This window comes from Pseudoduganella sp. (genome assembly GCF_041914865.1).
In the GTDB taxonomy this organism is placed as follows: Bacteria; Pseudomonadota; Gammaproteobacteria; order Burkholderiales; family Burkholderiaceae_D; genus Rugamonas.
In genome coordinates, this window is record NZ_JAYSCO010000039.1 from 32,078 (window position 1) to 52,458 (window position 20,381).

Annotated in this window: 15 protein-coding genes; 4 read left to right on the forward strand and 11 right to left on the reverse strand. The window is 64.6% G+C overall.

All coding sequences use genetic code 11. The features are described 5' to 3' along the window. Window positions 1–127: 127 nt before the first annotated feature. The 3 genes from ACE3TQ_RS17720 to ACE3TQ_RS17730 all read left to right on the forward strand — a co-directional run bounded on the left by ACE3TQ_RS17720 (window position 128) and on the right by ACE3TQ_RS17730 (window position 5,688). Window positions 128–2,116, forward strand: coding sequence for an AAA family ATPase (locus tag ACE3TQ_RS17720; RefSeq protein WP_374583611.1), 1,989 nt, complete (start codon window positions 128–130; stop codon window positions 2,114–2,116). A gap of 6 nt (window positions 2,117–2,122) precedes the next feature. Next, entirely contained in the window at window positions 2,123–3,742 is a 1,620-nt protein-coding gene (locus tag ACE3TQ_RS17725; protein WP_374583612.1) for a VWA domain-containing protein, read from the forward strand. Window positions 3,743–3,846: 104 nt separating this feature from the next. Beyond that, window positions 3,847–5,688 (forward strand): beta-galactosidase family protein, encoded by a 1,842-nt coding sequence (locus tag ACE3TQ_RS17730; RefSeq protein ID WP_374583613.1) that lies wholly within the window; start codon window positions 3,847–3,849, stop codon window positions 5,686–5,688. Between the two features lie 70 nt (window positions 5,689–5,758). On the opposite strand, the gene rng is transcribed toward ACE3TQ_RS17730, so the two are convergent. The 9 genes from rng to ACE3TQ_RS17775 form a co-directional block, all read right to left on the reverse strand. After that, window positions 5,759–7,225: a ribonuclease G gene (gene rng, locus ACE3TQ_RS17735; RefSeq protein ID WP_374583614.1), complete on the reverse strand. Its 1,467-nt coding sequence runs from the start codon at window positions 7,223–7,225 to the stop codon at window positions 5,759–5,761. Continuing rightward, the gene (locus ACE3TQ_RS17740) at window positions 7,225–7,845 is read right to left on the reverse strand and encodes a nucleoside triphosphate pyrophosphatase (RefSeq protein ID WP_374583615.1); all 621 of its coding nucleotides are present in this window, start codon (window positions 7,843–7,845) and stop codon (window positions 7,225–7,227) included. The genes rng and ACE3TQ_RS17740 overlap by 1 nt, the downstream gene beginning before the upstream one ends. A gap of 15 nt (window positions 7,846–7,860) precedes the next feature. Further along, on the reverse strand, window positions 7,861–8,331 hold the full coding sequence (gene rlmH, locus ACE3TQ_RS17745) for a 23S rRNA (pseudouridine(1915)-N(3))-methyltransferase RlmH (protein ID WP_374583616.1): 471 nt from the start codon (window positions 8,329–8,331) through the stop codon (window positions 7,861–7,863). A gap of 3 nt (window positions 8,332–8,334) precedes the next feature. Next, the gene (gene rsfS, locus ACE3TQ_RS17750) at window positions 8,335–9,039 is read right to left on the reverse strand and encodes a ribosome silencing factor (RefSeq protein WP_374583617.1); all 705 of its coding nucleotides are present in this window, start codon (window positions 9,037–9,039) and stop codon (window positions 8,335–8,337) included. A 3-nt stretch (window positions 9,040–9,042) separates the two neighbouring features. Continuing rightward, complete coding sequence (locus ACE3TQ_RS17755; RefSeq protein WP_374583618.1) at window positions 9,043–9,690, reverse strand: nicotinate-nucleotide adenylyltransferase; 648 nt, start codon at window positions 9,688–9,690, stop codon at window positions 9,043–9,045. Continuing rightward, window positions 9,687–10,598, reverse strand: a complete 912-nt coding sequence (gene hemF / locus ACE3TQ_RS17760) for an oxygen-dependent coproporphyrinogen oxidase (RefSeq protein ID WP_374583619.1) — start codon at window positions 10,596–10,598, stop codon at window positions 9,687–9,689. Before hemF ends, ACE3TQ_RS17755 begins: the two co-directional genes overlap by 4 nt. A 126-nt stretch (window positions 10,599–10,724) precedes the next feature. Beyond that, window positions 10,725–11,996 (reverse strand): phosphoribosylamine--glycine ligase, encoded by a 1,272-nt coding sequence (gene purD / locus ACE3TQ_RS17765; protein WP_374583620.1) that lies wholly within the window; start codon window positions 11,994–11,996, stop codon window positions 10,725–10,727. Window positions 11,997–12,002: 6 nt separating this feature from the next. Next, window positions 12,003–12,728 carry a YebC/PmpR family DNA-binding transcriptional regulator gene (locus ACE3TQ_RS17770; protein WP_374583621.1) on the reverse strand — a complete coding sequence of 242 codons (726 nt, stop codon included), beginning with the start codon at window positions 12,726–12,728 and terminating at the stop codon, window positions 12,003–12,005. A gap of 62 nt (window positions 12,729–12,790) precedes the next feature. Continuing rightward, entirely contained in the window at window positions 12,791–13,606 is an 816-nt protein-coding gene (locus ACE3TQ_RS17775) for a DUF4214 domain-containing protein (protein ID WP_374583622.1), read from the reverse strand. A gap of 217 nt (window positions 13,607–13,823) precedes the next feature. On the opposite strand from ACE3TQ_RS17775, the gene ACE3TQ_RS17780 reads away from it, so the two are divergent. Then, complete coding sequence (locus ACE3TQ_RS17780; RefSeq protein ID WP_374583623.1) at window positions 13,824–16,337, forward strand: alkaline phosphatase; 2,514 nt, start codon at window positions 13,824–13,826, stop codon at window positions 16,335–16,337. Between the two features lie 12 nt (window positions 16,338–16,349). Here the strand turns inward: ACE3TQ_RS17780 and ACE3TQ_RS17785 are convergent, their stop codons facing one another. Both ACE3TQ_RS17785 and ACE3TQ_RS17790 read right to left on the reverse strand, forming a co-directional pair. Further along, window positions 16,350–18,356: a DUF4214 domain-containing protein gene (locus ACE3TQ_RS17785; protein ID WP_374583624.1), complete on the reverse strand. Its 2,007-nt coding sequence runs from the start codon at window positions 18,354–18,356 to the stop codon at window positions 16,350–16,352. 59 nt (window positions 18,357–18,415) lie between these two features. Then, window positions 18,416–20,332, reverse strand: coding sequence for a DUF4214 domain-containing protein (locus ACE3TQ_RS17790; RefSeq protein WP_374583625.1), 1,917 nt, complete (start codon window positions 20,330–20,332; stop codon window positions 18,416–18,418). Window positions 20,333–20,381 lie beyond the last annotated feature (49 nt).

The window sequence follows — 20,381 nt, forward strand, 5'->3', positions numbered from 1 at the left end:
GTCTCAATACAAATTGAAACATTTAAACCTGCAAGCAAAGCAGATTAATTCTTTCGTTTGCGTTGGGCTGTTAAATGTATTTATAGTATTAACTGTTCCCTATTTGAAACTATTAAATCGGCACCGAATGAAAACCAGAATCCAGGCCCTATTGAACCAGTTAAATGATGGACTCGTCGAGCGCGAAAGTGTCATTCGTCTCGCCCTGCTTGCGGTGCTGGCCGGCGAAAATGTGATCCTGGTCGGGCCACCCGGTACCGGTAAGAGTTTGATCGCGCGGCGCATTGCCGCCAGCCTGGATGGCGGGGAGGGCGGCCATTTCGAATACCTGTTGACCAAATTCTCGACGCCCGAGGAAATCTTCGGCCCGCTCTCGATCAGCGAGTTGAAAGCGGACCGCTTCCGGCGCAATACGGCAGGCTACCTGCCTTCCGTGAAGCTGGCCTTCCTGGACGAGGTGTTCAAGGCCAGTTCCTCGATCCTGAACTCCTTGCTGACGATCCTGAACGAGCGCCGCTACCACAACGGCACAGAGGCCATGGAGGTGCCCTTGCGCGCCCTGATCGGCGCCTCCAACGAGCTTCCGGTCGGGCAGGATGAACTCAATGCGCTGTACGACCGCTTCCTGCTGCGCGGCTTTGTCGACTATGTCAGCGACGACGGCCTGCTGCGCCTGTTCGCGCCGCACGTGGACAAGCCGGTCGAGGTGCGGCTGAATGACGACGACCTGCAGACTATCCAGGACCGCAGTGCGCGCGTCGAAATCCCGCAGGAGATCGCGGAGCTGGTGCAGCGCATCTGGATCGAGCATAAGGCCACCTTCAAGGAGGACAACCGCGAAAGCCTGTCGGACAGGCGTCTGCGGAAGGTGATCAAGCTGTTGCGCGTATCGGCCGCCACCAATGGGCGCGAGTGTGTCGATTACTCCGATGTGCTCCTGCTGAAGGACTGCTTGTGGAACCACCACGATAACAAGGGCAAGGTGGCGGAACTGATCCTTAACCGCTTGAGGGCGCATAGCGTTGCCACTTCCGGCGGCGGGGGCGCGGATATGCTCGCGCCAGCGATCCAGGCGGATAGCGCTGCGCTGTCCCCACGCCAGGCGCTGGCGGTCAAGGGTTTGTCTGGTTCAGGTAGCAAGCTGGATCCATTCTTGATCGCGTCCTACGAGGACCTGGAGCGGCTTACGGATGCCGATGTGGGAGGCGCGGGCTTCCACTTCCGCCAAACCGCTGATATCGACTGCAGCGATATCGCTGTCTGGCTCAAGGTCCGCTTCCGGGGGCATTACGATGGCGGCGGGCACGCTGTTACCTATCGCCACAATGGGAAGGCGGCGCATGCGCTTTTCGACGCCATCCTCGACGACTCCGGGATCAGCGACCTTGTCCTGCATGGCCTGTGTCTTACCAGGCAGGCGGAAGGCGCATCCATTGCGCGCATCTCGACCGACGTCGAACTGGTTCGCGGCAATGTGCGCAACTGCGTGATTTCCAGCTGCCAGTCCGGGTCCTTCCTGTTGTCGGGAGACGTTGCAGCTTCCCGGATTTCCGACTGCCTGGCTGTGCTGAACTCCAAATGGAATGCGAAAGATGCGGGGCGGGATACCGGCGGTGGGATTGCCGGCGGCCTCAAAGATGGTTGCGTGGTCGAGCGCTGTTTCGTTACCGGGGAACTGAGTTTCGATATTGGCGGGGGCGGCGATTTTGCTGGCGTTGGCAAGAAGGATGGGAGTTCCTCCATCAAGCAGTGTGCATTGGCCAAATTTGAGATGTCGACCGGCTCGAGGTTCGGGGCATTCCTCCTCAACAATAGATTCCGGCGGATCGCGGCTGGCAACATGGACCACTTAGCCCAGAACGTCGCATGGAACGAGTTTTTGGGAATCGATGAACCTGGCGGCGGCGATGGCAAGACCCTGGATGAGGCGTTGTACAAGCAGTCATACTTTGAAAACTCACTGCATTGGGATTTCGCCACAACCTGGCAATGGGACGCGAAGGAGAACCGTCCGGCACTGCGCATGCAGTCGCAAGGCCGCGCCGCCGAACCGGTCGCGCGCGGCGATTCGCTGAGCCTTTTTGCGCAGCAGGTAGCCGATAACATCTGGCTGTAAGCGACCATGATGAACCCACTTTGGTTGGCCGGGAAACTGGCCAGTTCCATCGGCCTCAAAGCGGTCAAGTACTTCATCGACAGTACATTCCGCGACAAGGTGCAGCCGGTGCCGGGCAGTGTGCTGTACTGCGACCTGTGGGTGGCTGCGGAACACTCCGGGATTTATGTTGGCGACGGCAAGATCTCGAACATCGTGGTCGACGGCTTCGCGGAGAGCTCCGTATGCCTGGATAGCGCACAGAGTTTTACCTCGAAGAGTATGCTGGGGCGGCGGATTTACGTATCGTGCGATAGCAATGGCGCCGTAGGATGCGGCCAGGTCGCGCATGGCGCCGACACCCACGTCGGCGAGCGGAGCTTCTATGGCCTGGTCTTCAAGAATTGCCACGCATTTGCGACCAAATGCGTGAACTACAGCGAACAGGATTTCCGCACGAATAGCCTGGTCGACCGCGCCCTTTCGCTTTTGCCGAATGAAACGTGGGAGCCAACGATGGCTGCCCTTAAACGTACCGCCAGCCTGAAACTCGGCGCAACGAAATGGCGCCTGTGGGACTGGGACGGCGCGCAAGACTCCGCGCCCGAACCGGACTGGGATGCGCAGGCAGACCATTTCCGCAAGCAGGCGCTGAATGAGGAAAGCATCCGGCAAATCCGCTCGGAGCTGGCGGCGATGCAGGCCTACGAGGCGGAAATTGCAGACGAAGACATCCCGGCCCCTGTGCGCCAGCGTCTTGCAAGCCTGCGCGGGACGCTGTCCGATATTTCGGCCAAATACGATCAGGCCAAGGCCTTCCTTGCCGCCTGTCCCGGCGCACAGTTTTCGTATGAGGACTTGATCGCCTGCGATGAGGATTTCACGGGTTTGGCGCAAACCATGCAGGCCAATAACCGGATCAAAGACCTGGTGCACAAGCTGGGGCGCAACTACATATCGGAAGAGAAGAAGAAAAAGTCCAGAGTACCCGCCGCATGCCGCAGCGAGGTGCATGGTACGCACCGCAGCGACGATGTGATGCGCATGCTGCCAAACGAACTGCTGAACCTCGAAGACGATACGCTGGAAGTACTGTTTTACGCCCGCCTGCTGGAGGGGAATCTCCTGTCCTACGAGCTGAAAGGCACGATGCCCGCTGAAGTCGCGCAGGCAGAGGAGAGTAAACAGCGTACCGGCCCTGTCGTCGCCTGCCTCGATACGTCGCAAAGCATGCAGGGAGCGCCGATGCTGAAGGCGAAAGCCTTGCTGCTGGCGATCGCGCGCATTCTCGCCAGGGAAAATCGCTCATTGCATGTGCTGCTGTTCGGCGCCGCCAACGAGGTGCGGGCGTTCTCGATGGACGCTGGCAACCATGCCGCCGGATTGCTGCGCTTCCTGCGGCAGGGCTTTGGCGGCGGCACCGATTTCGAAACACCGCTCAGGAAAGCCTTGCACGTGGTGGCGTCGGAAAACGATTATCTCAAAGCCGACATCCTGATGATTTCGGACGGCGATTGCACCTTGTCGGCGGAATTCCTCTCCACGCTCAAGCAGGAGAAAGAAAAGCTGGGCTGTGCAATCTACTCGGTGCTCTGTGCCGGCGCCAGGATCGAAGATGGCTTCAGTGACGAAGTCGTTGTGCTGTAAAGCTAAGGACCTTGGTCGCCAACTTTCGTATCTGAAATAATTATTTACGTTTTACCTTTCGTTGCTTACACTTTCCAGATAAATGAAAACCTGGGGAGACCGTAATGCATTACACAGGGGTAAAGCGCCTGGCCGCGCTGGCCTTGATGGCGGTAACCATGGGCGCGCAGGCAGCACCCAGGGCCGTGCCGCATTTCGCGCCGGTGGGCGACCATTTCGAGCTGGATGGCAAACCTTACGTCATCCGTTCCGGCGAAATGCATTACGCGCGCGTCCCGCACCAGCTGTGGCGCGAGCGGCTGCAGCAAATGCGCGCCATGGGCCTCAACACGGTCACCACCTATGTGTTCTGGAACCAGCATGAGATGGAACCGGGACGCTTTGATTTCAGCGGCAACCTCGACCTCGCGGCCTTTATCCGCACCGCGCGCGATGTGGGGCTGAAAGTGATCCTGCGGCCAGGTCCCTATGTGTGCGCGGAGCTCGATTTCGGCGGCTTCCCGGCCTGGCTGCTGCGGACGCCCGGCCTGCGCGTGCGCAGCATGGATCCGCGCTTCCTCAGCGCGACCGGGCGCTTCTTCAAGCGCGTGGCGCAGGAAGTGGCGCCGCTGCTGTCCTCGCGCGGCGGCCCGATCCTGATGGTGCAGGTGGAGAACGAATACGGCTCCTACGGCGACGACCGCGATTACATGAACGCCATCCAGCGCCAGTTGCGCGAAGCCGGCTTCGACCTGCCGCTGTTCACCTCCGACGGCCCCGATCCCACCCTGCTGGACCGTGGCACGCTGCCCGGCGTGACCGCAGTGGTGAATTTTGCCGGCAGCGTGAGCGATGTGAAGGAAGCCTTTGCCCAGCTGGACGCCTTCCGCCAAGGCGTGCCGCGCATGTCGGGCGAATACTGGGCTGGCTGGTTCGACCACTGGGGCGAGCGGCACCACACCACCAGGCCCGCCATGGCGGCGGAAGCGGTGGACTGGATGCTGGGGCAGGGCATTTCCTTCAACCTCTATATGGCGCACGGCGGCACCAGTTTCGGCTGGATGCCCGGCGCGAACAGCAGCGGCACCACCTACCAGCCCGACACCACCAGCTACGACTACGACGCCGCCATCGACGAAGCCGGCCGGCCGACCGCAAAGTTCCACGCCATCCGCGCCGCCATCACGCGCCACTTGCCGCCCGGCGAGCGTCTGCCCGACCTGCCGGCGAGCGCGCCGACCATTGCCGTGCCGCGCTTTACGCTGCAGGAATCGGCGCCGATGCTGGAAGCGCTGCCCGCGCCGGTCCACTCACGCCTGACGCGCAATATGGAGGCGTATGGCCAGGGCTACGGCTTCATCCTGTACCGCAAGCGCTTCGCTACCGCCGCAGCGGGCAAGCTGGAGCTGGGCGTGGTGCGCGACTACGCCCATGTGCTGGCCGATGGCAGCACCGTCGCCACGCTCGACCGCCGCCGCAATGAGAGCAGCACCGAGATCGACCTGAAGGCCGGCGGCGTACTCGATGTGCTGGTGGAGAATATGGGCCGCATCAACTTCGGCCCGCAACTGGCGGACGAGCGCAAAGGCCTGGTGCGCCAGGCCAGCCTTGGCGGCAAGGCGCTGCTGGACTGGGAGGTGTACACGCTGCCGCTGGCCGACCTGTCCGGCCTGCGCTTCAGGCGCGGCGTACCCGAGCGGTCCGCCCCCACGTTCTGGCGCGGCAGCTTCCGCGTGGATGGCAAGGGCGGCACCTTCCTCGATACGCGCGGCTTGGGCAAAGGGCACGTATGGGTGAACGGCCACCACCTCGGCCGCTACTGGCGCGTCGGCCCGCAACAGGGCCTGTTCCTGCCGGCGCCATGGCTGCGCGAAGGCGACAACGAAGTCATCGTCCTGGACCTGGACGGCGCACGCGAAGCCCCAAGCCTGCAAGGCCTGCCGGATCCGGTCTTCGCTACGCCGTGAGAAAAAAAATGGGGACGTACCCTATTTTTCCGCCGAGCGGAAAAATAGGGTACGTCCCCATTTTTTTCTATTACATCAGGATGACGTCGTATTGTTCCTGGTGGTAGCTGGTTTCTACCTGGAGGGAGATTTTCTTGCCGATGAAGTCGCCCAGCATGGCGAGGTGCTGCGATTCTTCTTCGAGGAAGAGGTCGACCACTTCCTGCGAGGCGAGGATGCGGAATTCGCGCGGGTTGAACTGTTTGGCTTCGCGCAGCAGCTCGCGCAGGATCTCGTAGCAGATCGTGCGCGAGGTCTTGACCTGGCCTTTGCCTTCGCAGGCGGGGCAGGGTTCGCACAGGATGTGGGCCAGCGATTCGCGCGTGCGCTTGCGCGTCATCTCGACCAGGCCCAGGGCGGAGAAGCCGGACACCGATACCTTGGTGCGGTCGCGCGCCAGCGCTTTCTTCAATTCGGCGAGCACGGCGTTGCGGTGCTCGTTGTTTTCCATGTCGATGAAGTCGAGGATGATGATGCCGCCCAGGTTGCGCAGGCGCAGCTGGCGGGCGATGGCGTGCGCGGCTTCCAGGTTGGTCTTGAAGATGGTGTCGGCGAAATTGCGTCCGCCCACGAAGCCGCCGGTGTTGACGTCGATCGTGGTCATGGCCTCGGTCTGGTCGACGATCAGGTAGCCGCCGGACTTCAAGTCGACGCGGCGGCCCAGCGCGCGGTGGATTTCTTCCTCCACGCCGTACAGGTCGAACAGCGGGCGCTCGCCGGTGTAGTGCGCCAGGCGTGGCAGGACGGACGGGGTGTACACGCTGCCGAACTCGGTCAGGGCGACGAAGTTCTCGCGCGAGTCGACCTGGATGGTGGCGGTCTCGTCGTGCACGAAGTCGCGCAGCACGCGCTGCGCCAGGTTCAAGTCCTGGTGCAGCAGGGAGGTCGGCGGCAGGGTGCGCGCGCCGTGGCAGATGGCGCCCCAGGTTTTGCGCAGGTATTCGATGTCGGCCTGCAGGTCGGCGTCGGAGGCTTCTTCCGCCTGCGTGCGCACGATGTAGCCGCCTTTTTCCTCGGGCGGCAGCAGGCTTTGCATGCGCGCGCGCAGGGCTTCGCGGTCGGACTCTTTTTCGATCTTCTGCGAGATGCCGATGTGGCCGTCCTGCGGCAGGTAGACCAGCATGCGGCCGGCGATCGAAATCTGGGTCGACAGGCGCGCGCCCTTGGTGCCGATCGGGTCTTTGATGACCTGTACGGTCAGCACCTGGCCGTCGAACAGCAGCTTTTCGATCGGGGTCGGGGTGGCGTTCTGGTTGCCGTCGTGCGGGCGCGCTTCCCAGATGTCGGCCACGTGCAGGAAGGCGGCGCGTTCCAGGCCGATGTCGATGAAGGCCGACTGCATGCCGGGCAGCACGCGCACCACCTTGCCGGAGTAGACGTTGCCGGCCAGGCCGCGCGTCAGGGTGCGTTCGATGTGCAGTTCCTGCACGGCGCCTTGCACTACCAGGGCGACGCGGGTTTCCTGCGGGGTGATATTAATGAGGATGTCTTCGTTCATCAGGGGAGTTTCAATCCTGCCTGGCGCAGCAGCTGCGCCGTTTCATACAGCGGCAGGCCCATGATGCCGGAATGACTGCCTTCGATGTGTTCTACAAACAGGGCGGCCAGGCCCTGGATGCCGTAGCCGCCGGCCTTGTCGTAAGGCTCGGTGGTGGCGCAATAGGCTTTGATCTCGGCTTCGCTCAATTTGCCGAAGCGGACGTCGGACACCTGGGTGATGTGGCCGGAGAAGTCCTGCGCATGCACGGCGACGGAGGTCAGCACCTGGTGCGTGCGGCCGGAGAGCTTGTGCAGCATGGTCACCGCTTCGTTCATATTGGCCGGCTTGCCGAGGATTTCGCCGTCGATGGTGACGGTGGTGTCGGCGCACAGCACGGGGCGCAGGATCAGGCGCCGTTTCTGGATGATGTCCCAGGCGAAATCGGCTTTTTCCTGGGCCACGCGGCCGACGTAGGCCAGCGGCTCTTCGCCGGGCAGCACTTCTTCGCTGACGTCCGGCCCGCGCGGGCCGTCGCTGCGCAGCAGCAGCAGTTCGAAGTCCACGCCGATCTGGCGCAGCAATTCGCGCCGGCGCGGGCTCTTGGAAGCGAGGTAGATCTTTTTGTCGACCAGTTTCATCGTCAGCCTTATGGTTTAGACCCGATGATAAGGGTGGTTTTGTGTAATTGTCCACGCCCGGTACAACTGTTCCGCCAGCATCACGCGTACCATGCCGTGCGGCAGGGTCAGGCTGGACAGGCGGATCATGCCTTCCGCCCTGGCCTTCAGGCCGGGATCGAGGCCGTCGGCGCCGCCGATCAGGAAGGCGGTATCGCGCCCGTCCTGCTGCCACGCTTCCAGCTGCTGGGATAGCCCAACGCTGGTGAGGTCCTTGCCGCGTTCGTCGAGCGCGATGATGCGCACCGATTTGGGCAGCGCCGCCTCGATGCGTTCCCGTTCCAGGGCCATGGCGGTGGCGGCGGTCTTGCTGCCGGAGCGCTCAACGGGCTTGATTTCCTTCAGCACGATGCGCAGTTCCGGCGGCATGCGCTTCACGTATTCGGTGAAGCCGCTTTCGATCCAGGCCGGCATTTTGTGGCCGACCGCAGCGATAATCAGCTGCACTGATTACTCAGCCGCAGGCTTCTTGATACGCTTGATGACGGTCTTGGCCGGTGCTGCGGCGGCAGCGGCGGCTTTCTTCTCCTTGGCGGCCTTGGCGGATGCCTCGGCGGTCTTGGTGGAAGCGACCTTCACTTTCTTGCCTTCCGGCGCCACGACTTTTGGTGCGGCTTTCTTGGCGGCGGCTTTCTTGGCGACGGCGCCGGCGGCGGCGGTGGCCTTGGCGGTGCCCGGCTTCTTGGCGGCCGGCTTCTTCTCGACCACGGCTTCGGCGGCTTTGGCGGCCTTGGTGGCGGCCAGGTGGCCGGATTTCTTCGGCGCGGCTTCCTTCTCGGCGGCGGCCTTGCCTTCGGCGGTCGACTTGCGCTTGGCGGCGCCCAGTTTCACCGGCTTTTCGCCCCAGATTTCTTCCAGGCGGTAGTAGGCGCGGATCGGGGCCTGCATGATGTGCACGATCATGTCGCCCAGGTCCACCAGCACCCATTCGCCGGTGTCTTCACCTTCGATGCCGATCACGTCGCCGCCGGCTTCCTTCACCTTGTCGCGCACCGAAGCCGCCAGGGCCTTGGTCTGGCGGTTGGAGGTACCGGAAGCGATGCAGATGCGGTCGAAGAGGCTGGTCAGGCCGGTGGTGTCGAACAGGACGATTTCCTGGCCCTTCACGTCTTCCAGGGCGTCCACGACGAGGGATTGCAGTTTTTTGATATCCATTATTTAGTTCTTATACAAATTATGTTGTTCAATATAGTCTAGCACTACCGGGGGGATAAGCGAGTGCGCCCCGTCCCCCCGTTGTAATGCAGCACGAATGGCAGTGGCCGAGATGTCGACGGCCATTTCGGCCGCCAGCATGGTCCTGCCCGCCGGGGTGTTCCTGACCTGATCCGGCGTGGCCAGGCGGCGCTGGAATTCAGCAGCCACCTCGGCCGGCACGTGGGCGTCGTCCAGCTCGAAGCCGGGCCTGGCCGCCACGCAGATGTGGGCCAGGTCGAACAGGGAACGCCATTCGTGCCAGGTGTTCAGCCGCTGCAGCTGGTCGGCGCCCATCAGGAAGGCCAGCGACACGTCGGGCCCCACATCGGCGCGGATCGCCCGCAGCGTTTCGATCGTATACGTGGCGCTGCCGCGCGCCAGTTCCTGCCAGTCGATCGTGACCGGGCAGGAAAGGCCCTGGAAGGCCAGGGTCAGCATGTCCACCCTTTGCTGGGGCGTGGCCACCAGCGCGCCCTTTTGCCAGGGCAGGGCGGGGATCACCAGTAACGCGTCGGCCTGCAGCTTGCCGGCAAACAGCTTGCCGAGCGCGATGTGGCCGTTGTGTACCGGATCGAAACTGCCTCCCAGCAGTGCGATGCAGCGTTTCACTCGGCCAGCCAGTCGCGGTGCGGGAGGAAGTCGCTGTACAGCGCCGCTTCGGCGCTGCCGTCTTCCGGATGCCAGTCGTAGCGCCATTTGACGAGCGGCGGCATCGACATCAGGATCGCTTCCGTGCGGCCGCCGGACTGCAGGCCGAACAGGGTGCCGCGGTCGAATACCAGGTTGAATTCGACGTAGCGCCCGCGGCGGTAGGACTGGAAGTCGCGTTCGCGCTCGCCGTACGGGGTGTCTTTGCGCGCTTGCAGGATCGGCAGGTAGGCCGCCAGGAAGGCGTCGCCCACGCTGCGGGTCATGGCAAAACTCTGCTCGAAGCCGAGCGCGTTGAAGTCGTCGAAGAAAATGCCGCCGACGCCGCGCGCTTCCTTGCGGTGCTTCAGGTAGAAGTAGTCGTCGCACCAGGCCTTGAATTTCGGGTGCAGCTCCGCGCCGTACGGCGCCAGGGCGTCGCGGCAGGTGCGGTGGAAGTGGCGCGCGTCTTCTTGGTTGCCGTAGTAGGGCGTCAGGTCCATGCCGCCGCCGAACCACCAGACCGGGGTGCCGTCTTTGCTGCTGGTGCTGAAGAAGCGTACGTTCATGTGCACCGTGGGTGCGTAGGGGTTGCGCGGGTGCAGTACCAGGCTGACGCCCATGGCTTCCCAGGCCTGGCCGGCTACCTCGGGGCGGTGGGCGGAGGCGGAGGGGGGCAGCTTGGCGCCGGTGACGTGGCTGAAGTTGCAGCCGCCGCGCTCGAAGACGTTGCCTTCTTCGATCAGGCGGGAAATGCCGCCGCCGCCTTCCGGGCGTTCCCAGGCGTCGCGCAGGAAGGGCTTGCCGTCCGCATTCTCCAGGGCGGAGATGATGCGGTCCTGCAGGCCAAGCAGCCAGGCTTTGACGTCTTGTGGGTTAGGGGCGGTCATTTGTTCTTTCTTCTTTAAACCCGGTAAACCTGGGTCTGACCCAAGGGTCAGACCCTGTCTGTCCGGCGGTCTGCGGCTTCGGCATGCCTGGGGTCTGACCCTTGGGTCGGACCCGCTTTGCCGGGGTTAGTGCTTCAATCCCCGCCAGCCGATGTCGCGGCGGAACTGCACGCCTTCAAAGCCGATCTTGTCGACCGCTTCGTATGCCTGTTTTTGCGCCATCTTGATGTTGTCGCCCAGGCCCACCACGCACAGCACGCGGCCGCCGGAGGTGACCAGCTTGCCGTCCGCATCGTCGGCGGTGCCGGCATGGAAGGTCACCGAGTCGCTGGTTTCGGCCGGGATGCCGTGGATATGCGCGCCTTTGACCGGCGCATCCGGGTAACCGGCGGCGGCCAGCACCACGCCTACGGCGGTGCGGCGGTCCCATTCCAGTTCCACCTGGTCCAGGGTGCCGTTGACGGCATGTTCCATCACGCTCACCAGGTCGGTCTTCAGGCGCGACATGATCGGCTGCGTCTCCGGATCGCCCATGCGGCAGTTGAATTCCAGCGTCTTCGGGTTGCCGGCGGCGTCGATCATCAGGCCGGCGTACAGGAAGCCGGTGAACTGGATGCCGTCCTTGGCCATGCCCTGGATGGTAGGCATGATGATCTCGCGCATCACGCGCGCATGCATGGCCGGGGTCACGATCGGGGCCGGGGAGTAGGCGCCCATGCCGCCGGTGTTCGGGCCCTGGTCGTTGTCCAGCAGGCGCTTGTGGTCCTGCGAGGTGGCCAACGGCAGCACGTTCTTGCCGTCGCACATGACGATGAAGGACGCTTCCTCGCCGGCCAGGAATTCTTCGATCACGATGCGCGCGCCGGCGTCGCCAAAGGCGTTGTCGGACAGCATGTGGTCGACCGCGCCATGCGCTTCTTCCAGCGACATGGCGACCACCACGCCCTTGCCGGCCGCCAGGCCGTCGGCCTTGATCACGATCGGCGCGCCCATCTTGTCGACGAAGGCGTGCGCCGCCTTGGCGTCGGCGAAGGTTTCGTATTCGGCGGTCGGGATGCCGTGGCGCTTCATGAAGGCCTTGGCGAAGTCCTTGGACGACTCGAGCTGCGCCGCCTCGCGGGTCGGGCCGAATACTTTCAGGCCGCGTGCGCGGAACAGGTTGACGATACCGGCAGCCAGCGGCACTTCCGGGCCGACCACGGTCAGCGCGATGCCTTCCTGCTCGACGAAGCTGGCCAGCTGCTCCAGGTCGGTGATCGGCACGTTCTGCAGGCGCACGTCGCGCGCAGTGCCGCCGTTGCCAGGCGCAACATAGACCATCTGCACGCGCTCCGACTGCGCCAGTTTCCAAGCCAAAGCGTGTTCACGGCCGCCCGAGCCGACTACCAGGATCTTCATAAGGGATTATTCTTCGATGACAGCGTTGGTATAGATTTCCTGGACGTCGTCCAGGTTTTCCAGTGCATCCAGCAGCTTTTGCATCTTGGCCGCGTCTTCACCGGTGAATACGGTTTCGGTGGCTGGCTTCATGATCACTTCCGCCACTTCGGCCTTGAAGCCGGCCGCTTCCAGCGCGTCTTTCACGCTGGCGAAATCATGCGGGCCGCACAGTACTTCAATGCCGCCTTCCTCGTCGGTCACCACGTCTTCGGCGCCGGCTTCCAGCGCGGCGTCCATCAGCTTGGCTTCATCGGTGCCCGGCGCGAACAGGAACTGGCCGGTGTGCTGGAACATGAAGGCCACCGAGCCCTCGGTGCCCATATTGCCGCCGTACTTGTTGAAAGCATGGCGCACTTCGGCCACGGTGCGTACGCGGTTGTCGGTCATGCAGTCGACGATGATCGCCGCGCCGCCGATGCCGTAGCCTTCGTAGCGGACTTCTTCATAGTTGGCGCCGTCGCCGCCGCCGGTGCCGCGCAGGATGGCGCGGTTCACATTGTCCTTCGGCATGTTGGCGTCGGCCGCCTTGTCGATTGCCAGGCGCAGGCGCGGGTTGGAGGCGATGTCGCCGCCGCCCATGCGCGCCGCCACGGTGATTTCCTTGATCAGGCGAGTCCAGATTTTGCCGCGTTTCGCGTCTGTTGCAGCTTTTTTGTGCTTAATATTGGCCCATTTGCTGTGTCCAGCCATGTTCAATCTTCCTTAGACGGTATGCAATCGAGGGCGATATTCTAGCATACCGTCCCTCTGGCTTACCCCCAGGGATCGTAGCTGAAGCCGTTCTGGATGGCGCCAATCACCTGTGCCTTGTTCTCCGCGCTTTCGGAGAATCCGAGCAGTACGATTTCGCGCGAATAGCCGCTGTTCAGCACGTCGATCCAGTACTGGTAACCCTCCGCGTCCGGCGCCCGGTGCAGGGTGTTGTTGTAGAGGGCGGTCAGGAAGACGTCGTTGCTGGAATTGGCGCCGTAGCGCTGCGCGAACTCGGCGCTGTTGGTGAAGCCGCCGGCGATGGCGACGCCGCTGAAGCCATGGTCGGCCGCGTCGATCCAGAAGCCCAGCCCTTCGGCGTCGGGCTTGCGGTCGAAGGCGGCCTGGTACAGGCGGTACACCATGCCGGCATTGCCGTCGATGTCCCAGGCCATGGCGCTGTCGTTGAACACCACCCGTTCCACGTTCTGCAGGGTGTCCGTGCCCAGGCTGCTCTGGATGGTGACGGTGTTGCCGCTGCGGGTGATGGTGGCGCTGGTGCTGGCGACCTGGATATAGGCCGTGTCCATGCCGGGGCCGCCATCCATGGTGTCGTTGCCGGGGCCGGCGAACAGGCGGTCGTGGCCATGCCCGCCCAGCAGGCGGTCGTTGCCCGGGCCGCCATCCAGCAGGTCGCCCACCGTGTCCGGCAGGTTGGCGCCGCTCGATGCGTCGTACACCGAGCCGCTGGAAATGGTGTCGTCGCCTTCCAGACCGTTGAGGATGTCGGCGCCGCCGTTGCCGTAAATCGAGTCGTCCGACCCGGTGCCGTTGAGGAAGTTATCGCCTGCCGTGCCACCAAGAATGATGCCTGCCATGATGATCCCCCCTTCCAAAGTGAATGGTTTTGTCCGGTAGGGGAAAGGTACGCCCAAGCACAGGAAATGTCGCGCCAGCGCGACCAATCGTGCGACCGCGCACGATTGGCGGGCCGAAAACGGCGAATTAGAAGCTTTCCTCGGGGAATCTCAAGAAAATTCATCGGCTTGTAAAGTTAATATCCTAAAACAATAACTTTTAGACCCAAGGAGACTTATGGATCGTCGTCAATTTATCAAGCTCGGTGGCTTCATCACCGTGTCGGTCGCCAGCGGCGGCCTGGCCGGTTGCGGCGGCAGCGATTACACGCCGCCGACCCCGAGCCCGGGCGGCAGCACCTTGCCGCCGGCCACCGGCGCCAACTGGAAATTCCCGCAAAGCGTGGCCTCGGGCGATCCGCGCGCCGACAGCATCATGCTGTGGACGCGCGTGGTGCCGTCGTCGCTGGACGATGTGGCGCTGGCCAGCGGCAAGGCCGAAGTATCAGTGCGCCTGCAGGTGACCCTGGCCGACAATGCCGGCGCGCTGGGCAGCAACAAGGCGCTGGAAGGGGCCACCGTGGTCGATGCCCAGATCACGCTCAATCCCGATTTCGACAACACCATCCGCCACAAGGTCACCGGCCTGCAGGCCGGCCAGACCTACTTCTACCAGTTCACGGCCGGCGACGTGCGCTCCAACGTGGGCCGCTTCAAGACCGCGCCGACGGCCGACGCCAGCGTGTCGCAGCTGCAGTTTGCCTACCTGACCTGCCAGGACTGGAGCATCAACCACTGGGGCGCGCTGGACCACATCGCCAACAACGAGAAGCTGGACTTCATCGTGCACCTGGGCGACTACATTTACGAGACCGTGGGCGAAGCCTTCCAGGTCGGCAGCGTGGAGTCGCGCCACGGCCCGCTGGCGCTGCCGAACGGCGCCTTCAAGAGCGGCAACGCGGGCGCCAAGTACGCCACCACCCTGGCCGACTACCGCTACCTGTACAAGAAATACCGCACCGACAGCCGCCTGCAGGCGGTGCACGAGCGCTTCGCCTTCATCGCGATCTGGGACGACCACGAGTTCAGCGACGATTCCTGGGGCGACACCCAGACCTATTCCGACGGCGAGAAGAAGGACACGGGGCGCCGTCGCAACGCCAACCAGGCCTGGTTCGAATACATGCCGGCCGACGTCACGTTCGACGCCAATGCCACCGGCTTCCAGAACATCAAGATCTACCGCGACTTCAAGTTCGGCAACCTGATGCAGCTGGTGATGACCGACGAGCGCCTGTACCGCGCCGACCACGTGGTGCCGGAAACCACGCCGAACCCGGCCACCGGCGTGCCGTTCGGCAGCATCGGCTCGCGCTACCTGGTGGCGCAGGAAATGCACACCTTCATCGAGCAGCAGAAGATCGCCGCGGCCACCGCGGCCGGCGCCGACCCGCTGACCGCCGTCAGCGTGCTGGGCGCCACCCAGCGCGACTGGTGGAAAAACACCATGAAGGATTCCAAGGCCACCTGGAAGCTGTGGGGCAATGAAGTCTCGCTGCTGCGCATGGGCCTGAACGGCACCGACGCCATCGCCACCCTGGTGGCGCTGCAGGCGGTCGCCACCCTGGCCACCAATATCGGCAGCACCGCGGCCCAGGCCGGCGGCCAGGTGCCGCTGGCCGGCGCCATCGTCGGCGCGGTCACCGCCGGCGCGGCGCCCCAGCTGGCCCAGGCCGGCGCGGTGGCGATCGCCACGGCGGCCGCCACCGGCGGCGACATGACGGCGCGCGTGACGGCCGGCGTGACGGCCGGCCTGAGCGCGACCCAGGCCGGCGTGGCGGCTGCGGCCTTCAGCCAGGCGGAAGCCTCGGCCAAGGCCGGCGGCAACGCCACGGCGCAGGCGACGGCGGCGGCGCAGGCCATCGCCATCGGCTACGTCAAGCCGGACATCATCGCCAAGAAGGTGGAGTCGCCGTTCGTGGTCGCTTCCGGCAAGGCCGCGGCGCTGGCGCCGTACTTCCGCAAGTTCCTGGTCAACTGCGACCAATGGGACGGCTTCAATGCCGAGCGCAAGGCCCTGATGGAACACCTGAAAGCCAACAAGGTGGGCAATGTGGTGGCGCTGACCGGCGACATCCACGCCTTCTTCGCCGGCACCGTGCACGACAACTACGACGCCGCCGGCGGCGGCACGCCGGTGATGGTGGACCTGGTGTCGGCCGGCGTCAGCTCCGATTCCTTCTTCACCTACCTGCGCGAAGAGGCGGGCAAGCTGGGCGACCTGTCCAACCTGGTGTCGGTGCCGCTGCCGGTACCGGTGCCGGGCCTGGGCACGGCCAAGCTGAACGTGAACCTGCTCGACTACACGCTGGGCAAGGCGGCGCCGACCGCCGACTCCCTGGTGGCGACGCTGGCGGTGCAGATGCGCGGCCAGCTGGCGGCGCTGGGCGTGCCGGAAAACGCGATCGACCTGCCGGTGGAGAGCATGCTGGGCCTGATCAAGGCCAGCCCGGAGTTCGGCCAGCTGGTCGGCCTGGCGCAGCAGCTGGCTGGCCTGAACAGCAACCCGTGGCTGCGCCATGCCAACACCGACGCGCAAGGCTACACGGTGGTGACGCTGACCCCGGGCTCGCTGGTGGCGCAGTTCAAGCAGGTGAACAAGCTGGTCGGCAGCACGGCGCCGGTGAATGTGATCGCCAAGATCACCACCGCCACCGTGACCGCCGGCCAGGTGGCCGTGGCCATCAGCTAAGCGGCGCCCGGCCTACGCGAACGGCAGGTAGTCGATGCCGTTCGCGATCAGCGTGGCCACATTGGCCACGTTTTCCTTGCTGTCGGCGAACTCGAGCAGCACATGCTCGCGGCTGAAGCCGGCCTGCAGCGCCCCCAGCCAGAAGTTGTAGCCGTCCTGGTCGTAGGGGCGGTGCAGCACATTGTGGTACAGCGCCGTGAGGAAGGTTTCATTGCTCGGCGCGGCGCCATACAGTCCCTTGAATTCCGTGCTGCCGGTGAACGCGGCCGCCACCTGCTGCAGCGTGGTGCCGCCATCCACCGCGTGGATCCAGTAGCCCAGGCCCTCCAGGTCGGGCTTGCGGTCGAAGGCGGCCTGGTACAGGCGGAACACCTGGCCAATCGCCCCGTCCACATCGAGCGCCAGCGCGCCGTCGGCGAACCGCAGGCGCTCCACGCCCTCCAGGCTGTCCTTGCCTTCGCCGCTGGAGCCGGCCGTGACGGTCGCACTGGCGCCGCTGCGCGCGACCACGTAGTCGGCGCGCTTGCCGCTGTACAGCGCAGTGTCGCGGCCGGCGCCCCCGGACAGGGTGTCGTTGCCGGCGCCGCCGGTCAGGCTGTTGTCGGCGTCGTTGCCGGTCAGGCGGTCGTTGCCGCTGCCGCCGATGGCCGCCTCGAACACGCTGCCGAAGTTGATGGTGATTTGCCCGGCCGCGCTGATCTGCCCGGCCTGCGCGCCGATATAGCTCCAGTAGCCGGGGCGCAGGTCCAGCACCAGGTCGCGCGTGAGCGCCGCGCCGTCGATCGTGTCGCGCCCGGCGCCGTCCCACAGCATGTTCATGCTGGTTTCATCGAGCACATAGGTATCGTTGCCGGCGCGCGCGCTCGGCGCCACGCCGTAGGCGTAGTGCAGGGCGGCCAGGTCGAACGGCGCGTAGCTGCTGTAGCCGCGCGCGCCGGGTTCGGCGTTGTAGCTCATGAGCGAGAGCGATTTCACGTCTTCGGCGGCCGGCAGGAAGGGGCCGTCGCCCTGGTCACCGCCGGCGTCGGCATGGCGGAACGGATGCTTCAGCTGCAGCGCGTGGCCCAGCTCGTGCAGCACGATGCCGCTGAAGGCCAGGCCATCGTCGCGGCCGGGGTCCTGCAGGCGCGCCTCGTAATCGAGCATCAGCGGCGCGCCGTGCGCGGCGTGGACGGCGGTGGCGTAGCCGGCCGAGCCGGCCTGCTCGTTGTTACCGAACACGATGGAGTAGGCCTGCTCCGGGTTACTGGTCTGCACGAACTCGATGTTTGCCACCGAGCTGACATAGGCCAGCAGCTTGCGCGTGAGCTCCTGCTGCGCGGCGTTGAACGGCGAGAATTGCTTGCGGTCCAGCTCACTGAACCAGCTGGCCGGCTGCTGCGCGAAACTGTAATAGACGGTATGGCGCGGCCCCAGCATGCTGCCGATGGCGCCCAGCGTGTTGTAGCCGAGGGCGTCGATCCAGTAGGGCAGTTGTTGCACGCCGGGAGCCCAGGTCCAGGCCACGCCCGCTGCCGGCTTGACGAAGTCGGCCAGGATGGTGCCGCTGTTCATGCCCTGCCGGTCCTCGATCACGGTATTGCGGTCGCGCACCGTGTAGATGTCGTTGCCGGCGCCGCCGAACAACTGGTCGTAGCCGGTGCCGCCATCGAGGCGGTCATCGCCTTCGCCGCCGTACAGCAGGTCGTTGCCGGCGCCGCCCTCCAGCGTATCGTGGCCGAAGTCGCCGTTCAGGGTGTCGTTGCCGTCGCCGCCCAGCAGCAGGTCGTTGCCGGCGCCGCCGCGCAGCTTGTCGTCGCCGGCGCCGCCATCGAGCTTGTCGCCGTTGGCATCGTCGCGCCAGGTGCCGCCGGCGTAGATCATGCCGGCGGTCAGCTCGTCGTTGCCGTCGCCGCCATACAGTTCGTCTTTGCCGCCGGCACCGTACAGGTAATCGTCGCCTGCCGTGCCGTGCATGATGTCGTTGCCGCTGGTGCCCTGCTGCGGCTTGTCGGGGGTGCCGATGCGCTGGATAGCCATTGAATAGTTTCGATGTAAAAATGATAACTTTACAAAGTTACCATATTTACCTGAACTATTTAAACAAACGGTGTGTAGTCGAAGCCGTTGGCGATCAGGCTGGCGACGTTGTCGATGTTCTCCTTGCTGTCGGCAAAGTTGGCCAGGACCAGTTCGCGCGAATAGCCGTCCTGCAGCGTTTTCATCCAGTAGTTGAAGCCGTCCTGGTCGTACTGGCGGTGCAGCACATTGGTGTACAGGTGGGTCAGGAAGGTGCTGTCGTCGCTGTTGGCGCCGTACTTCTGCTTGAACTCCGGGCTGGCGATGAAGGCCGAGGCGATCTGGCCCAGGCTGAAGCCCTGGTCGGCGGCGGCGATCCAGTAGCCCAGGCCACTGGCGTCGGGCTTGCGGTCGAAGGCGGCCTGGTACAGGCGGAACAGCTGGCCGTTGATGCCGTCTACGTCGAGCGCCACGGCGGTGTCGGCGAACTGCAGGCGCTCCACGCCGGCCAGCACATCCTTGCCTTCGGCGGCGCTGCCGACGCTGGCGCTGCCATGGCCGCGCGTGATGCTGTAGTCGGCCCGCTTGCCGCTGTACACGGCGGTGTCGATGCCGCTGCCGCCATCGAGCGTGTCGTCGCCCTCGCGGCCGGCCAGCACGTCGTTGCCGGCGCCGCCGGACAGGGTGTTGGCCGCCTCGTTGCCGGTCAGCCGGTCATGGCCCTGGCCGCCCAGCGCGTTTTCCAGCCGGGTGCCGAAGTTGATGGTGACCTGGCCGGCGGCGGTGATCAGCCCGGCCTTGCTGCCGATATGGCTCCAGTAGCCGGGGCGCAGGTCGAGCACCAGGTCCTGCGCCAGCGCCGCGCCGTCCACGGTGTCGATGCCATTGCCGTCCCACAGCATGTTCATCGCCAGCGGGTCGAGCACATAGCTGTCGTTGCCGGCGCGCGCCGTGGGCGCCACGCCATAAGCATAGTGCAGCGCGGCCAGGTCGAACGGCGAATAGCTGGTGAAGCCGGTGGAGGCGGCGTCGCGCGTGTAGCTCATGACCGAGACCGACTTCATGTCTTCGGCATCGGTGAGGAAGGGGCCGTCGCCCACATTGCCATCGGCGTCGCCGTGGCCGAACGGGTGCTTCAGGTGCAGGCTGTGGCCGATCTCATGCAGCAGCACCTGGGTCAGCGCCGTGCCGCCGTCGCGCCCCGGGTCCTGGTAGCTGCGGTAGTAGTCGAGCAGCAGCACCGAGCCATGGTCGGAGTCGATGGGCGAGGCGTAGCCGCCGGAATTGGTTTGCTCGTTGTTGCCGAACACGATGGCGTACGGCGTTTCCGGGTCGCTGACCTGCACGAACTGCACATTGACGACGGAACTGATGTAGCCCATCACCTGTTTCAGCACGCCCTGCTGCGCCGTATTGAAGGGCGTGAACTTGTTCTTGTCCTCGGCCGAGAACCAGGCCGTGGGCTGCTGCGCAAAAGTGTACGGGACGGTGGGCGTGCCGCCCAGCGCGCCGCCGATATAGCCGAGGGCATTGAAGCCGAGCGCGTCGATCCAGTAGGGCAGCTTTTGCACGCCGTCGCCCCAGGTCCAGCTGACGTTGCTGGCCGGCTTGACCCAGTCGGCCAGGATGGTGCCGGTATTGCTGCCGCGCCAGTCGCGCACCAGGTCGAAGCGGTCGCGGATGATGTAGTGGTCGTTGCCGGCGCCGCCGTACAGCTCGTCGTGTCCGGCACCGCCGTCCAGCACATCGTCGCCGGCGCCGCCTTCCAGGTAATCGTCGCCGTTGCCGCCGAACAGCTTGTCGCCGAGCGGGTCGTCGACCCAGGCGCTGCCATTCCACAGCATGCCGGCGCGCACCGAATCATTGCCGTCGCCGCCGTAAATTTCATCGTTGCCGCCCGCGCCGTACAGGAAATCGTTGTCGCTGGTGCCCTGCAGGATGTCGTTGCCGCTGGTGCCCTGCTGCGGCCGTTGTTTGGTGCCGATGTGCTGCTTCATCAGATGTGCTCCGAGAAACCCCGTCCTTCAGGGCGGGGAGTGGAAGGAG

Bases quoted from the DNA above. Each gene is read 5' to 3' on its own strand.
- ACE3TQ_RS17720 (WP_374583611.1), top strand. From the start codon at position 128: ATGAAAACCAGAATCCAGGCCCTATTGAACCAGTTAAATGATGGACTC.
- ACE3TQ_RS17725 (WP_374583612.1), top strand. From the start codon at position 2,123: ATGATGAACCCACTTTGGTTGGCCGGGAAACTGGCCAGTTCCATCGGC.
- ACE3TQ_RS17730 (WP_374583613.1), top strand. From the start codon at position 3,847: ATGCATTACACAGGGGTAAAGCGCCTGGCCGCGCTGGCCTTGATGGCG.
- rng (WP_374583614.1), bottom strand. From the start codon at position 7,225: ATGAACGAAGACATCCTCATTAATATCACCCCGCAGGAAACCCGCGTC.
- ACE3TQ_RS17740 (WP_374583615.1), bottom strand. From the start codon at position 7,845: ATGAAACTGGTCGACAAAAAGATCTACCTCGCTTCCAAGAGCCCGCGC.
- rsfS (WP_374583617.1), bottom strand. From the start codon at position 9,039: ATGGATATCAAAAAACTGCAATCCCTCGTCGTGGACGCCCTGGAAGAC.
- hemF (WP_374583619.1), bottom strand. From the start codon at position 10,598: ATGACCGCCCCTAACCCACAAGACGTCAAAGCCTGGCTGCTTGGCCTG.
- purD (WP_374583620.1), bottom strand. From the start codon at position 11,996: ATGAAGATCCTGGTAGTCGGCTCGGGCGGCCGTGAACACGCTTTGGCT.
- ACE3TQ_RS17770 (WP_374583621.1), bottom strand. From the start codon at position 12,728: ATGGCTGGACACAGCAAATGGGCCAATATTAAGCACAAAAAAGCTGCA.
- ACE3TQ_RS17775 (WP_374583622.1), bottom strand. From the start codon at position 13,606: ATGGCAGGCATCATTCTTGGTGGCACGGCAGGCGATAACTTCCTCAAC.
- ACE3TQ_RS17780 (WP_374583623.1), top strand. From the start codon at position 13,824: ATGGATCGTCGTCAATTTATCAAGCTCGGTGGCTTCATCACCGTGTCG.
- ACE3TQ_RS17785 (WP_374583624.1), bottom strand. From the start codon at position 18,356: ATGGCTATCCAGCGCATCGGCACCCCCGACAAGCCGCAGCAGGGCACC.
- ACE3TQ_RS17790 (WP_374583625.1), bottom strand. From the start codon at position 20,332: ATGAAGCAGCACATCGGCACCAAACAACGGCCGCAGCAGGGCACCAGC.